This window comes from Pseudomonas sp. SWRI77 (assembly GCF_014269105.1).
Taxonomy (GTDB): Bacteria; Pseudomonadota; Gammaproteobacteria; order Pseudomonadales; family Pseudomonadaceae; genus Aquipseudomonas; species Aquipseudomonas capeferrum.
In genome coordinates this window covers 1-14,189 of the sequence record NZ_JABWRV010000045.1, presented here as the reverse complement: position 1 = coordinate 14,189, position 14,189 = coordinate 1, and the positions used below count along the sequence as shown (strand labels likewise).

The following is a 14,189-nucleotide window of genomic DNA, read 5'->3' as shown; positions in this document are numbered from 1 at the left end:
GACAGTCGAGCCGTTGTTGTAGACGTCGTTGTCCGGGGTCTGGAAGTCGACACTGCCCTGGGTCTTGCCGGCTTCAACAGTGATGGTTTGGCCGTTCGACAAGGTCACGGTAACCGGAGTCTGGGCAGGGTTGCTCAGAGTTACGGTGTAGGTGATCACGCCACCTTCGGTGACCGAAGGATTCGCGGTCAGGGTCGCAGTGGTCACATCGACCGAGTCATTGATCGTGGTCTGCGCCGGGGTCGGGTTCGGCGTCAGCTGCTCGAAGTTACCGCCGGTAGAGTCGGTGATGGTGGTGCTGACAGTCGAGCCATTGTTGTAGACATCGTTCTCCGGGGTCTGGAAATCAACGCTGCCTTGGGTCTTGCCGGCTTCGACGGTGATGGTCTGGCCGTTCGACAGGGTCACGGTAACCGGAGTCTGGGCAGGGTTGCTCAGAGTTACGGTGTAGGTGATCACGCCACCTTCGGTGACCGAAGGATTCGCGGTCAGGGTCGCAGTGGTGTTGTCGACCGAGTCGTTGATCGTGGTCTGCGCCGGGGTCGGGTTAGGCGTCAGTTGCTCGAAGTTGCCGCCAGTGGCACCGGTGATGGTGGTGCTAACGGTCGAACCGTTGTTGTAGACGTCGTTGTCCGGGGTCTGGAAGTCAACGCTGCCTTGGGTCTTGCCGGCTTCGACGGTGATGGTCTGGCCGTTCGACAGGGTCACGGTTACCGGAGTCTGGGCAGGGTTGCTCAGGGTCACGGTGTAAGTGATCACGCCACCTTCGGTCACAGAAGGGTTGGCGGTCAGGGTCGCAGTGGTGGTGTCGATAGTATCGGTAATCTGCGTAACCGCTGGCGTTTGCGGCAGGGTAACAATCAGACCGTTACCCCCGGTGGCACCCGTCACGGTCGTCGAGATCTGCCCGCCGTCGATATAAGGCGTGTCATTCGCCGGGATGGTGACATTGACGCTACCGCTGGTCTGCCCTGCCGGAATGACGATCACCGCTCCGTTGGACAGGGTCACGACCAGGTTGGACGTCGGCGCCTGGCCAACTGTCGCGGTATAAACGATTACGCCACCCGCTTCGGAGATGGAAGGGGTGGCGTTGAGGACAAGCGCGGTGGAGACATCGGTCGGCGTGGTGGGCGGTATGACCTGCTGATTGTTGTTGCTGGTATCCAGCGCGCCAACGTCTTCAGATTCCAGCGCCGCAGCAAAGCCTAATGGGCCGGTAGGGAAACCGATGCTCGTGTCGACCCTGCCCGCTGTCTCCTCAAGCATGACAAAGCTGTGGCCACCCCCCAGCGCGCCACCACCGCCCGCCGCTGCCGGGCCTGCTGCCGTGGCTTCAAGCTCGGTAGTCGGGTCGACACCCGCAGCGATTGCTTGCTGCAGCTCTTCGACCGACGGTGCAGCCTGCGCAGTGGCCTGGCCCAGGTCGGTGCTGCTGTAGGGCGCATCCGCGCTCCACTGGCTGTCACGGCCCAGGTCGAGCAGGCGACCATCGGCCAGCTCGAGCGTTACCGCGCCGCCCGGGCCGGTGAGTACTTCCTCACCCGCCAACAGGCGATCACCTTCGATGAGTACACGCCGGATGCCCTCTGGGGATACCGCAATAACCTGGCCGACAATGCTTTTGACGATGGCTACAACGCTGCTCATTGGACTCTCCGTGTGACCCGGTTAGGGTACTTCCCTGCCAGAGCGGCGTTGTTGTAAGCCACTTCAGGCGGATCTGTGTCGATTAATATGATGAGGATTTGACGTCAAAATTACGTCTATAACTGTTTGGAATTAACTATCTGCCAAACTATTGACCTTATACTCGCCATCCTAAACAATCGGCAATGTAATGTCACATTGATATTTGCACCTTTGCCACCCCTTCCTTTAGTACTAATCCAGGGCCGGTCGGAAGCCCGCCCATCGGTCAGTTCTGGCGCCATTTTCCTGGCCCTGAAAAGCTTGAACCGTGATTCAGGACAACAGCGCTTTCGAGAACTCGCCAAAAATGCGTGCTTCACTGTTTACCGTTCTTCCCATCACCCTCGCCGCCACCTATTCACAAGCACAATCCTTGCCCGAAGCCATGCAGACCACCCTTGATAGCCCGCAGGCCATAACAACGAATGGCAGGCTATGCTGCGAATGAACTTCAACCTTTACACTGGCGTCAGCGACAAGGCTGACCTGGAGTCCAAGCTGTAACCTTCACTAAGCCAGCGTCGTCTGGTAGCGGTGAAGAACATACAATTGTTTACTCAGTATCGAATCAAGGCGACCATTGGCCACTGCTCAAGAATCAGGGTGTCGTAGCCCCGATGGCCACCGTTGTGCAGAACGATCTGAAACCGAGGGTGAGCCTGTCAGGCCTGAACTGAGGCACACCCTGCCCCACCCACCGCAAGGATGAAGAGAGCGCCGCGTGGAATCCGAAGTCAGTCGAGTCCAACTCAGCCACGATCCACGCAGTCAGCATGACGATCCCTTGCTGGATAGCTTGCTGAGCCTGTGTGTCCTGCATCAGAAACCCGCCAGCCGGGTCATGCTGACCACCGGCCTGCCGCTGCCTGCCCAGCGCCTGAGCCCCGAGCTGCTGCCCCGTGCCGCGGCCCGGGCAGGGCTGCAGGGGCGGCTGCTGCAGCGCAAGCTGGAGCAGATCCCCAGTATCGCCATGCCGGCCATGCTGTTGCTCAAGGAAGGCCGCAGCGCCGTGCTGCTGGGCTGGGAAAACGAAGACACCGCGCGCCTGCTGCTTAGCGAGAGCGATGGTGGCGAGGTGCATGTCAGCCGCGAAGCGCTGCTCAGTGACTACAGCGGGCGCGTGTTCTTCGCCCAGCCGCAGCACAAGTTCGACGTCAACCACGGCAACCTCATCCCGCGCGCGAAATCCTGGTTCCGCGACACCCTGCTGCGCAGCAAATGGCTGTACATCGATGCCATCGCCGCCAGCCTGGTAATCAACCTGATCGCCCTGGCCGCGCCGCTGTTCGTCATGAACGTGTATGACCGGGTGGTGCCCAACCAGGCAACCTCGACCCTCTGGGTGCTGGCCGTCGGCATCGCCGGCGCCTACGTCTTCGACCTTATCCTCAAGGGCTTGCGCGGCCTCTGCCTGGACCTTGCCGGCAAAAAGACCGACTTGATCATTTCGGCGACCTTGTTCGAGCGTATCGTCGGCATGTCGATGAAGTACCGCCCGGCGCGGGTCGGCAGCTTTGCCCAGAACATCCATGAGTTCCAGGGCTTGCGCGACTTCCTCGCCTCCTTGACCCTGACCAGCCTGATCGACCTGCCGTTCACCCTCTTGATCCTGATCGTCATCGCCATCATTGGCGGGCACCTGGTGTGGATCCCGATCATCGCCTTCCCGCTGGCCCTGGGCATCGGTTATGCCTTGCAGCGGCCGCTGATGGCGACCATGGAGCGGACCATGGCCCTGGCCTCGGAGCGCCAGTCCAGCCTGATCGAGACCCTGGCTGGCCTGGACGCCGTCAAGGTCAACAACGCCGAAAGCGAGCGCCAGTACATGTGGGAGCAGACCCTCGGCACCCTCAGCCGTTTGGAGCTGCGCGTGAAGGTGCTGTCGAGCCTGGCGATGAACATCACCATGCTGATCCAGCAGCTGGCAGGCGTGGCGATGATCTGCGTGGGTGTCTACCTGATCATCGACGGCAACCTGAGCATGGGCGGCCTGGTCGCCTGCTACATGCTCAGCGGCCGCGCCCTCGGCCCGCTGGGCCAGCTCAACGGCTTGCTGGCCCGCTACCAGCAGGCGAAGGTAACCATGGTCGCCACCGACCACATGATGGACTTGCCGCAGGAGCGCAACTTCGAGGAGCGGCCGCTGAGCCGCCGGGTACTGCAGGGCAGCATCGAGTTCCGCGGGGTCGAGTTCACCTACCCGAACCAGCAGAACCTGGCCCTGAAGAACATCAACCTGACCATCCGCCCCGGCGAAAAGGTCGGCATCATTGGCCGCAGCGGCTCGGGCAAGAGCTCCCTGGCCAAGCTGGTCGTGGGCCTCTATGAAGCCGACGGCGGGTCACTGCTGGTCGATGGCGTGGATATCCGCCAGATCGACGTCAGCGAACTGCGCCACAACATCGGCTATGTGCCGCAGGACATCCAGCTGATGGCCGGCACCCTGCGCGACAATCTGGTCAGCGGCGCACGTTACATCGAAGACGAAATGATCCTGCAGGCCGCAGAACTTGCAGGTGTTCATGAGTTTGCCCGGCTGCACCCCGACGGTTATGAGCTGCAAGTGGGCGAGCGTGGCCAGAACCTCTCCGGCGGCCAGCGGCAGAACGTTGCATTGGGCCGTGCATTGCTGCTCAACCCGCAGATCCTGCTGCTCGACGAGCCGACCAGCGCCATGGACAACACCGGTGAAGAGCGCCTCAAGCAACGCCTGCAGGCGGTGATCGAGAACAAGACGGTGCTGCTGGTGACCCACCGCGCCTCGTTGCTGTCGCTGGTGGACCGGCTGATCGTCATCGATCGCGGGCAGATTGTCGCCGACGGCCCGAAAGCCGCGGTCATGGATGCGCTGAAAAAGGGGCAGATCAGTGTTGCATAAGCTCGATATGGGGCAGTTCAAGGATGGCCTGCGGCGCTACTTCAAGGGCTCCGATTCGCTCGGCGGGCAGCCGCTGCCCGAGGTCAACAAGGCGCTGATCGAGGATGCACCGCGTGTGGTGCGCCTGACCATCTGGGGTGTGATCGCGTTTTTTGTGTTCCTGATCGTCTGGGCCAGTGTGGCGCCGATCGATGAGGTCACGCGCGGCGAAGGCAAGGCCATTCCGTCCTCCAAGGTGCAGAAGATCCAGAACCTCGAGGGCGGCATCGTCGCCGAAATCTACGCCAAGGAAGGGCAGATCGTCGAAATCGGCCAGCCCCTGCTGCGCCTGGACGAAACCCGCTTCGCCTCCAACGTCGGCGAAACCGAGGCCGACCGCTTGGCCATGGCGCTGCGCGTCGAACGCCTGAGTGCCGAGGTCGAAGACCGTCCGCTGCAAATCGATGAGGCCCTGAGCAAGGCCGCGCCCAACCAGGCAGCCAACGAGCAATCGCTTTACCAGAGCCGGCGCCAGCAACTGCAGGACGAGATCGGTGGCCTGCAGCAGCAGCTGGTACAGCGTCAGCAGGAGCTGCGCGAATACACCTCCAAGCGCGCGCAGTACGCCAACAGCCTGCAACTGCTGCGCCAGGAGATTGCGATGTCCGAGCCCTTGGTAGCCCAGGGCGCAATCTCCCAGGTCGAAGTGCTGCGCCTGCGCCGTGCCGAAGTGGAAAACCGTGGCCAGATGGATTCCACCGCGCTGGCCATCCCGCGTGCCGAGGCGGCCATTCGGGAAGTACAGAGCAAGATCGAAGAAACCCGTGGCAAATTCCGCAGCGAAGCGCTGACCCAGCTCAATGAGGCACGCACCGAGCTCAGCAAGGCCACTGCCACCAGCAAGGCGCTGGACGACCGGGTTCACCGCACCATGGTCACCTCACCTGTGCGCGGTATCGTCAAACAGCTGCTGGTCAACACCATCGGTGGAGTGATCCAGCCGGGTAGCGACATCGTCGAGGTCGTGCCGCTGGACGACACCCTGGTCATCGAAGCGAAGATCCTGCCCAAGGACATCGCCTTCCTGCATCCTGGGCAGGAAGCGACGGTCAAGTTCACCGCCTATGACTACACCATTTACGGTGGCCTGAAAGCCAAGCTGGAGCAGATCGGTGCCGACACCATCACCGATGAAGACAAAAAGACCACGTACTACCTGATCAAGCTGCGCACCGATCGCAGCCACCTGGGCACTGACGAGAAGCCATTACTGATCATTCCCGGGATGGTGGCGACGGTGGATATCATGACCGGCAAGAAGACCATCATGAGCTACCTGCTCAAGCCGATCATGAAGGCCCGCTCGGAAGCCCTGCGCGAGCGTTAACGCCACGCACGGCTGTGTGTGTGTAGGAGCGGCCTTGCCGAGGCGCCGGACCGGTCGGAAAGGGTCGCGGAGCGGCCCCAGGTTCTGTGGCGCAGCAAAAATCGCCGGGGCCGCTCCTACACGGGGAAGTATCAGCGCCAGGGTGCAGGTTCACCCACCAGCTGCCCCTGAATACCACCCACGCCCATCTCCCGCAGCACCAACCGCTCGCCTTCCGTCTCAACCCGCTCGGCAATCAACGGCAGGTCGATACTGTGTGCGGCGCGTTGGATCGCTTCGATGAACAGGCGCTTGTGCTGCTCATGGTCAATGTTGCGGATATAGCTGCCATCAATTTTCAGGTATGCCAGGCCCAGGTGTGCCAAGTTGCCGATCATGCTGAAACGGCCGCCGAAGCGCTGCAGCGCCAGCCCGAAGCCAAGCGCGTGCAGGCGTCGGGTCAGTTGCTCGAGGGCAGACTGGTCGGGCAGTTGCTCTTCGCCGATCTCGAACGTCAACCGCGGGCCCAGCGCCGCATGCTGGCTTAGCAGCTCGTAGACGCGTTGCAGCGCCTTGGGGTCGGCCAAGGTTGCTGCGGACAGGTTCAGCGCCAGCATCTGATCATGGCTGCGCAGGTGGGCGAGCACCTTTTCCAGCACCAGCACATCCAGGCGCGGCATCCAGCCGAAGCGCTCCAGCCAGGGCAGGAAGCGCCCGGCGGGCAGTGCCTCGCCTTGCTCATCGTGCAAGCGCGAGATGACTTTGTGGTGCAACACCCGTTGCGCTGTTTCGCAGTCCACCACCGGCTGGAAAAACAGCTCGAAATGCCCATTGGCAAATGCCTGGTCGAGCCGCTCATGCCAGGCATGATGGCTATCGCCCGCTACCGCAGCTGCACCCTGTTCGAGACAGACCCAGCCGGGTGCCGGCTGGTTTTCGGCAAGGGCCAGGGCTTCGTCGGCAAGTTTCAGCAATGCCTGTGGCGCATCGCCGGGGCTGAAGGGCGCAAGGCCGATGCACGCGACCGGGCTGACATCACTGGCGCCAGTCTCGTGCAGGCTCTGCAGGGTGGCCTCCAGCGCCTGGGCAAGCTGTACGGCCTCCTCGTGCACCATACCCGGCGCCAGCACGGCGAACTCGCCCCCACGGCTGCGCGAAATCAGGTCTTTGGTTTCTGGGTAGCTGGCACAGGTACGGCGCAGTTGCTCGCCCACCGCCTGCAACAGCTGGTCGGTACGCTGCCCGCCCAGGCGCGCGTTGAGGCCTGCCAGCCCCTGCACCCGCAGCAACAGCAAGTAACCGGCCCGCGCTTCCTCCATGTTGCTGACGCGGGTATTGAGCTGCATCTCGAAATAGCGGCGGTTGGACAGCCCGGTGAGGCTGTCCTGGTAGGACTCGGCGCGCAACCGCTCACTGCGCTCGGCCTGCTCGGTGAACAGCGCCTTGAGCTTCTCGACCATCTGGTTCATCGCCTGCACCACACGGCGCAGCTCGGGTGTGCGCGGCAGGTCTGGCAGGCTGAGGAATTCGCGCCGGGCGATGGCATGGGATTGCTCGACCATGTAGTCCAGTGGCCGCAACTGGCGGCGCAGCAACAACGCGCCGAGCACCGCACTGGCAGCACCACACAGCAGCAACCAGCCCAGGCTGCCCAAGGCGCTCTGCCAGAGCTTGGCAATGGCGAACATCGGGTGGCTGATCACCTCCACCCGGGCGGCCTGCTGCCATCCGCGGCTGACAATGGCATCGCCACCGGCCGCTTCAAGGCCAATGAGGTGGACGAACCAGGCCGGCACACCCCCTCGGTCAGGCTCGGCATGGCGCTCCACCAACACGGCATTGGAACCCAGGTCGACGACCTTGATGCTCGCATAGTAGCCACTGTCGAAGATCGAGCTGACCATCAGTTCGACCATCGCCGGGTCGTCGATGTTGGGTGTCAGCGACAGCGCCAGGGCAGTGGCTGCGTCCTGGGCGTGCGAACGCAGCTGGTTGACGTACTGGCTGCGCGAGCTCTCCAGGCTGACCATGAAGCTGCCGCTGAAGGCGACCACCAGGAACAGGCAAATGGCCAACAGCAATTGTTTGAACAGTGACATCTGTGCTCCTTCAGTAAACCGGCTCGGCCGGGAACCCTTCGGCCTGCATTTTCTTCAGCAAATCCTGCCAGCGTGACAGCCGCTTGGTATCGCCTACCTTCTTGTTGCCGGCGGCGCCTGTCAGCCACAGCCCCTCACCATTGAAGGCATACACCGGCAGCAGGTCGGGACGCTGGCTCGCCGGCTTGATGGCATCCATCAGGCTGTCGAGCACCAACGGTTGAGCCTGTGGGTTTGAATAGTAGGTCAGCACCATGTGCGCTCGGTTTTGCCGCAACGCCTTGACGTAGGTGATACGCAGCTTTTCGCTGGGGATGCCCATGCGCCGTAGGCTGAAATACTTGGCAATAGCGTAGTCCTCGCAATCACCTGCCCCCTTGATCAGTGCCTGGACCGGCGTGGCCCAATAATCGACCTCATGCCACAGATCGATATCTTCGACGTAGCGCAGTTGCTGGTTGAAGAAGCGGTTGACCACCTGCAGCCGCTCCAGCTCGGTGGCCTGCTTCTGCGTGGCCATCAGGTGCTGCCAGGCGTCGATACGCCCCTGGCCTGCGCCAAGCGGGCCATACAGGGCCTGCGACTTGCGACTGATCTGGGAAAAATCCCAATCCGCGTGCAAACCGCCCAGTAGCAAGCTACCCAGCAGCGCGGCAAGGCCGACACGTCGCACAGCGGTTTTGAACATCCAGGATATCGCCACTGCGAAGACCTGTTCAGACCAGTCGAAAGCAGCGATGGTGCGGCCTCGCTGTGCAAAAGACAATGGCATCCTGCAATCACGCAACCTGGGGATGGGCCATACTAACTTTATGGCTATCTCGTTCTATGTGCCGCTTCCTTTGCCAAGCGACTTCATACACCATAGCCGCGGCCTTGGGTCACCCGCTCCAATGCGGCTGACGGTTTGACAAGCCCCCTTGCCTGTTACTAGTGTCATTGGATCCAACTTTCGTTATGGTCGAGGCAGACTCCGCGTGGCCGAGAAAATTAAACTGAGCAACGTGCTGGCTAGCGAACAGCTACCCCCACACCTGGCACGTGCTGTTATCGAAGAGCGCCTGCGCAGCGCCATTCTTGATGGGCGACTACCGCCAGGCACCGCTGTGCGTCAGCAAGAGCTGGCGACCTTGTTCGGGGTCAGCCGCATGCCTGTGCGCGAGGCCTTGCGCCAACTTGAAGCGCAATCGCTGCTGAACGTGGAGATGCACAAGGGCGCTGTGGTTGCGCCGTTGATCGGCGAGGACGCGGTAGACACCTATGCCCTGCGTGTTCTGCTCGAAAGCGAGGCGCTGCGCCAATCCATTCCGCTGCTTGATGCCGACGACATCGCCCGTGCCCGCGGCTACATCCTGCAACTGGAGCATGAGACCCGCCACGCCGAACTCGGCCGCCTCAACCGCCTGTTCCACATGACGCTGTACAGCAAGGCGTCAAACAAGAAGCTGTTGCGCCTGATCGAGAACGAACTGAACGAAGAAGAGCGTTTTCTGCGCTTTCATCTTTCCTCAATGGGGTTGGGGAAACTCACCCAGGACGATCACAACGCGCTGGTGGATGCGGCCAGCGACAAACTGGTGGATGAAGCCATCGCCGTGCTGGAGAAGCACTTGAACTCCGGCGCGCACGTGATCAGGGCTTACCTGGATTCGCAGTTGGCACGATAACAGGCCGGCATGAGACGGTTGCAAATTAGCCCGGCACCGCAAACAATGAGACTAATTATCATTCATGTCCATTGAAGCCAGCGCCCTCCTCCATGCCTTCCAATGACTCCGTGCAAACGCTCTACAGTGACCACCACGGTTGGTTGCATGCCTGGCTGCGCAGCAAGCTGGGCAATGCCGCCGATGCCGCGGACCTGGCGCAGGACACCTTCGTGCGGCTGTTGCAGCGTCGCGAGCAGGTACAGCTGAACACGCCAAGGGCGTTTCTGCGGACCGTGGCACGTGGGCTGGTGATCGATCACTGGCGCCGTGAAGAACTGCACCGGGCCTACCTCGAAGCCCTGGCTCACTTGCCGGAAACACAGGCCCCCTCGGCCGAGACCCGCGAAGTGCTGCTGGAGCTGCTGGAGCGTATCGCGCGCATGCTCGACGGGCTCAAGCCAAAGGTGCGCCGCGCCTTTCTGCTGGCCCAGTGCGATGGGCTGAAACACCAGGCCATCGCCGAGCAAATGGGCATATCCGTACGCACCGTCGAGCGCTATATCGCCGATGCGCTTTACCATTGCTACCTGCTGCGCTTTGAAGACGAGCGATGACAGTAGTCGCACCGTCGGCCAAAGCGGTCAAGCAAGCCATTCAGTGGCTGCTCAGGCTGCGAGAGAGCGGTAGCAGCCCTGCCCTGCTGCAGCAATGCGAGCAGTGGCGTAGCGCGCGGCATGAGCACGAACTGGCCTGGCAACGGGTGATACACCTGCACCAGGACCTTGACCTGCGGACCATCCCCGGCGCTGGGGTTGCCTTGCACACCCTGGAAACCAGCCAGCGGCGCCTGCACCGGCGCCAGGCGCTCAAGTTGCTTGGCGGCGTCGCCCTGGTGGGCTCGGCCACCTGGCTGGCCAGAGACCTCGATAGCGTCAGCGCCTGGGCTTCGGACTACGCCACTGCTACTGGCGAACGGCGGCGATTGCACCTGCCCGATGGCTCATTGATGCAACTGAACACGCGCAGTGCGGTGGACCTGGCCTTCGACCAGCAGCAGCGTTTGGTCCACCTCAAGCAAGGGGAGCTGATGCTCACCTGCAGCGAAGCGCAGGATCAGACGCGCCCCCTGTTGGTACAGACGCAAGAGGCCTTGCTCGAAGGTTTCAATGCTCGCTTTGTGGTACGCCAGGATATCGCCTGCACCCGCGTCAGCGTCAGCCAGGGAAAGGTGGCGATACACCGGCCGGGGAATGGCCAGGTGCAATGGATCGACAGCAGCCAGCACTGGCGCCTGGATGCCAGCGGTGCACAACGCCTGGATCGCGTGGATATGGACCCCACGGCCTGGAGCGAAGGGCTGATCGTGACCCGCGACATGCGCTTGCACGATTTTCTCGCGCAAGTGAGCCGCTATCGCCATGGCTACCTGGCTTGCAGCGATGACATTGCCGATCTGCGCCTGTCCGGTGTGTTCCGCCTGGACGACCCGGAGCAACTGCTGCAACTGCTGCCAAAAACGCTCCCGGTCAGGCTTCGCCAACGCACACGTTGGTGGATCCGCGTCGAGCACATGGCCTGACTTCACCCCTGCGGGGATATTTTTGGCGGGTTTTGGGCATCGATCCGGCTAGGACAGTAAGCAACGCCTTCTGCCCTCAACCTTTCAACGGACGCTTTCATGCCCATTGTCTCTACCTCTACACACCACACTAACGAGAATGATTTTCGACCTGTCTTGAATTCAGCCAGCCTGCGCAAGGCCGTTCGGGCAGCCCTGTTCGGTACCGCACTGGGCATCAGCGCCCTGCCCCTTCAAGCCTTGGCCGCTGAAGCCGCGCAGGTCAGCCAGCAGTATGCGATTGCGCCCGGCGAACTGAACGATGTGCTCAACCAGTTTGCCCGTCAGGCGGGGATCACCCTCTCCAGCACACCGCAATTGACCAATGGGCTGCAATCCCGTGGCTTGCAAGGGCAGTACTCGGCCGATCAGGCGCTGCGCCAATTGCTCAATGGCAGCGGCCTGGAGGCCGTAAGCCAGGGTGGGCACAGCTATGTGCTGCGGGCCCAGCCAGACAACGCCGCACTGTCGCTGCCAGACACCGATATCCGCAGCTTCTCCCTGGGCAATGCCTTGGGCAGCATGGATGGCTACAACGCCACCCACAGCCAGGTCGCGACCAAGACCAGTATGCCCCTGGTGGAAACCTCACAGTCGGTCTCGGTGGTGACTCGCCAGCAGATAGATGACCAGGGCTCGCAGACCGTCGCCCAGGCCATGCGCTATACGCCTGGGGTGCTGACCAACCCCTATGGCGCCACTCACCGCTACGACTATGTGGCCATGCGCGGCTTCAACGACGGTTCGGTCGACAACATCTACGTTGACGGCCTGAAGTCCATGGGAGACAACGGCACCTACAGCACCATGCAAGTGGACCCTTACTTTCTGGAGCGCATCGACATCCTCAAAGGGCCCTCTTCGGTACTCTATGGCCGCAGCTCACCAGGGGGCCTGGTGGCACTGACCACCAAGAAGCCCCTGTTCACGCCCTTCCATCAGGTGCAGGCCACCGTCGGCACCCAAGGCCAGCGTGGCATGGGCTTCGACTTCAGCGGCCCGGTCGATGACGACAAGCGTATTGCCTATCGCCTGACAGGCTTGGCGGACAGCTCTGATACTCAGTTCGACCATAACAAGGAAGAACGCTACGCCATCGCACCGGCTGTCAGCATCGACTTCACCGAAGATACCTCGCTGACGCTGCAGGCATACCTGCAGCACGACCCCAATGGTGGCTACCACGGGGGTAACCCGGCTGACGGCATGCTGCACAAGCGCAACGGGCTGCGCCTGTCAGACCACTTCTTTGAAGGTGAGCCTGGGGTCGACAACTACGAGCGTACCCAGCAGTCGTTCAGCTACCAGTTCGAGCACCGTTTCAACGACGTCTTCACCGCCCGGCAGAACTTCCGCTACCAGGATTCTGACGTGACGATGGACCAGGTGTATTCGGCCGGTTGGGCCGACGCCGACAGCAACATCCTCAACCGCGCCTACACCGGGGGCGACGAGCGCCTGCATTCGTACATCATCGACAACATGCTGCAGGCGGAGTTCTTCACCGGCGCGGCCAAGCACACCCTGCTGCTTGGCACCGACTACCAGCGCCGCAAGGCCGACGTGGAATGGCGTTACGGCACGGTCGACCCGCTGGATGCCGGCAACCCTCAATATGGCAATGGCAACCTCCAGGTACTCGGTGAAAACCGCTATCAGCGCCGCCTGCAGCAAACGGGTGTGTACCTGCAGGACCTTGTCGAGCTGGACCAATGGCGCTTCTCGCTGGGCTTACGCCAGGACTGGGTGAAGGTCTCCGAGGAGAATCGCGACAGCAACACCAAGGTCAACGACCAGCGCAGCAAATTCACCACCCGGGCGGGCGTGCTCTACCTGTTCGAGAACGGCTTGGCGCCCTATGTCAGCTACTCGGAGTCGTTCAACCCCAATACCGTGTCCGACCAGGAAGGCCGGCCGTTGGCACCGACCGAGGGTACTCAGTGGGAGGCGGGTATCAAGTACCAGCCGCCCGGCAGTGACAACCTGTTTACCGCATCGGTGTTCCGTATCGAGCAGGAGAACCTGGCCTCCAAGCAGCCGAACGAAGACTTCTACCGCCCGGTGGGTGAAGTACGCTCACAAGGCCTGGAGCTGGAGGCGCATGTTCAGCTGACCGACAACCTCAAGCTGTTGGGCGGCTACACCTTTACCGACATCGAGTATGCCAAGACGATGCCGAGCCTGGTGACAGCCAACCTGGACAACAAGGGTAATTCGCCCACCCAGGCACCCAAGCAGATGTTTTCGCTGTGGGCCGACTACAACTTCCGCCAGGGGCCGCTGGACGGCCTGCGACTGGGCGGTGGGGTGCGTTATGTAGGGTACAGCTGGGTGGATGCGGAAAACAGCATGAAGGTGCCCTCCTACACGCTGTTTGATGCCTCGATCGGATACGACCTGGGCAAGGTTGGCCTGACGGGGATGGATGTGCGCCTGAACGCCAACAACCTCACCAATGAGAGCTACGTCACTTCATGTGCCAGCCTGAACTATTGCTACATGGGTGAAGAGCGCAACGTCAGCGCAACGGTCAGCTATCAATTCTGACCCGAAAAGACAAAGCCCCTGTCTGCGATGCAGACAGGGGCTTTGGGTTTGAATCTTGACGATGACCTACTCTCACATGGGGAGACCCCACACTACCATCGGCGATGCATCGTTTCACTGCTGAGTTCGGGATGGGATCAGGTGGTTCCAATGCTCTATGGTCGTCAAGAAATTCTGTGTGCCGGCCCGTCCTGAAGACGTGCCCGCGAATTTCTATGGCTTCTACTTAAAGACAAAACCCCTACCTGCATGCGCAGATAGGGGTTTTGCGAAATGAATCTTGACGATGACCTACTCTCACATGGGGAGACCCCACACTACCATCGGCGATGCATCGTTTCACTACTGAGTTCGGGATGGG

At 61.6% G+C, this 14,189-nt stretch carries 10 protein-coding genes, 1 rRNA gene and 1 pseudogene; 8 read left to right on the top strand and 4 right to left on the bottom strand.

Features of this window, described 5'->3' with window-relative positions; genetic code table 11:
* Positions 1 to 1,650: retention module-containing protein (locus HU766_RS25605; RefSeq protein WP_186661691.1), on the bottom strand; the 1,650-nt coding region annotated here is incomplete at its 3' end.
* Between the two features lie 310 nt (positions 1,651 to 1,960).
* On the opposite strand from HU766_RS25605, the gene HU766_RS25600 reads away from it, so the two are divergent.
* The 4 genes and pseudogenes from HU766_RS25600 (at position 1,961) to HU766_RS25585 (ending at position 5,936) form a co-directional block, all read left to right on the top strand.
* Positions 1,961 to 2,140, top strand: a complete 180-nt coding sequence (locus tag HU766_RS25600) for a hypothetical protein (protein ID WP_186661682.1) — start codon at positions 1,961 to 1,963, stop codon at positions 2,138 to 2,140.
* Positions 2,104 to 2,369: pseudogene (locus tag HU766_RS25595) on the top strand (channel protein TolC); the annotation flags it as partial. The gene HU766_RS25600 and the pseudogene HU766_RS25595, both read left to right, overlap by 37 nt.
* Before the next feature lie 44 nt (positions 2,370 to 2,413).
* Entirely contained in the window at positions 2,414 to 4,570 is a 2,157-nt protein-coding gene (locus HU766_RS25590) for a type I secretion system permease/ATPase (protein WP_033703532.1), read from the top strand.
* 7 nt (positions 4,571 to 4,577) lie between these two features.
* Entirely contained in the window at positions 4,578 to 5,936 is a 1,359-nt protein-coding gene (locus tag HU766_RS25585; RefSeq protein ID WP_156311540.1) for an HlyD family type I secretion periplasmic adaptor subunit, read from the top strand.
* A gap of 131 nt (positions 5,937 to 6,067) precedes the next feature.
* Here the strand turns inward: HU766_RS25585 and lapD are convergent, their stop codons facing one another.
* Positions 6,068 to 8,014: a cyclic di-GMP receptor LapD gene (lapD, locus tag HU766_RS25580; protein WP_186661680.1), complete on the bottom strand. Its 1,947-nt coding sequence runs from the start codon at positions 8,012 to 8,014 to the stop codon at positions 6,068 to 6,070.
* Between the two features lie 10 nt (positions 8,015 to 8,024).
* Complete coding sequence (gene lapG, locus HU766_RS25575; protein WP_186661678.1) at positions 8,025 to 8,786, bottom strand: cysteine protease LapG; 762 nt, start codon at positions 8,784 to 8,786, stop codon at positions 8,025 to 8,027.
* Between the two features lie 205 nt (positions 8,787 to 8,991).
* Here lapG and HU766_RS25570 point away from each other — a divergent pair, with 205 nt between their 5' ends.
* The 4 genes from HU766_RS25570 (at position 8,992) to HU766_RS25555 (ending at position 13,828) form a co-directional block, all read left to right on the top strand.
* A complete protein-coding gene (locus HU766_RS25570; RefSeq protein ID WP_033703537.1) occupies positions 8,992 to 9,681 on the top strand; it encodes a GntR family transcriptional regulator in 690 nt (229 codons plus the stop codon).
* A gap of 92 nt (positions 9,682 to 9,773) precedes the next feature.
* Positions 9,774 to 10,277 carry a sigma-70 family RNA polymerase sigma factor gene (locus HU766_RS25565; RefSeq protein ID WP_186661676.1) on the top strand — a complete coding sequence of 168 codons (504 nt, stop codon included), beginning with the start codon at positions 9,774 to 9,776 and terminating at the stop codon, positions 10,275 to 10,277.
* Positions 10,274 to 11,242, top strand: a complete 969-nt coding sequence (locus HU766_RS25560; RefSeq protein WP_186661674.1) for a FecR family protein — start codon at positions 10,274 to 10,276, stop codon at positions 11,240 to 11,242. The genes HU766_RS25565 and HU766_RS25560 overlap by 4 nt, the downstream gene beginning before the upstream one ends.
* A 171-nt stretch (positions 11,243 to 11,413) precedes the next feature.
* Positions 11,414 to 13,828, top strand: a complete 2,415-nt coding sequence (locus tag HU766_RS25555; protein ID WP_186661693.1) for a TonB-dependent siderophore receptor — start codon at positions 11,414 to 11,416, stop codon at positions 13,826 to 13,828.
* A 53-nt stretch (positions 13,829 to 13,881) separates the two neighbouring features.
* On the opposite strand, the gene rrf is transcribed toward HU766_RS25555, so the two are convergent.
* Positions 13,882 to 13,997 (bottom strand): 5S ribosomal RNA (rrf, locus tag HU766_RS25550).
* Positions 13,998 to 14,189: the final 192 nt, after the last annotated feature.

What these genes read in the sequence shown, in the direction of transcription:
- HU766_RS25585 (WP_156311540.1), top strand. Translation starts at nt 4,578, where the DNA reads ATGGGGCAGTTCAAGGATGGCCTGCGGCGCTACTTCAAGGGCTCCGAT.
- lapG (WP_186661678.1), bottom strand. Translation starts at nt 8,786, where the DNA reads ATGCCATTGTCTTTTGCACAGCGAGGCCGCACCATCGCTGCTTTCGAC.
- lapD (WP_186661680.1), bottom strand. Translation starts at nt 8,014, where the DNA reads ATGTCACTGTTCAAACAATTGCTGTTGGCCATTTGCCTGTTCCTGGTG.
- HU766_RS25560 (WP_186661674.1), top strand. Translation starts at nt 10,274, where the DNA reads ATGACAGTAGTCGCACCGTCGGCCAAAGCGGTCAAGCAAGCCATTCAG.
- HU766_RS25565 (WP_186661676.1), top strand. Translation starts at nt 9,774, where the DNA reads ATGCCTTCCAATGACTCCGTGCAAACGCTCTACAGTGACCACCACGGT.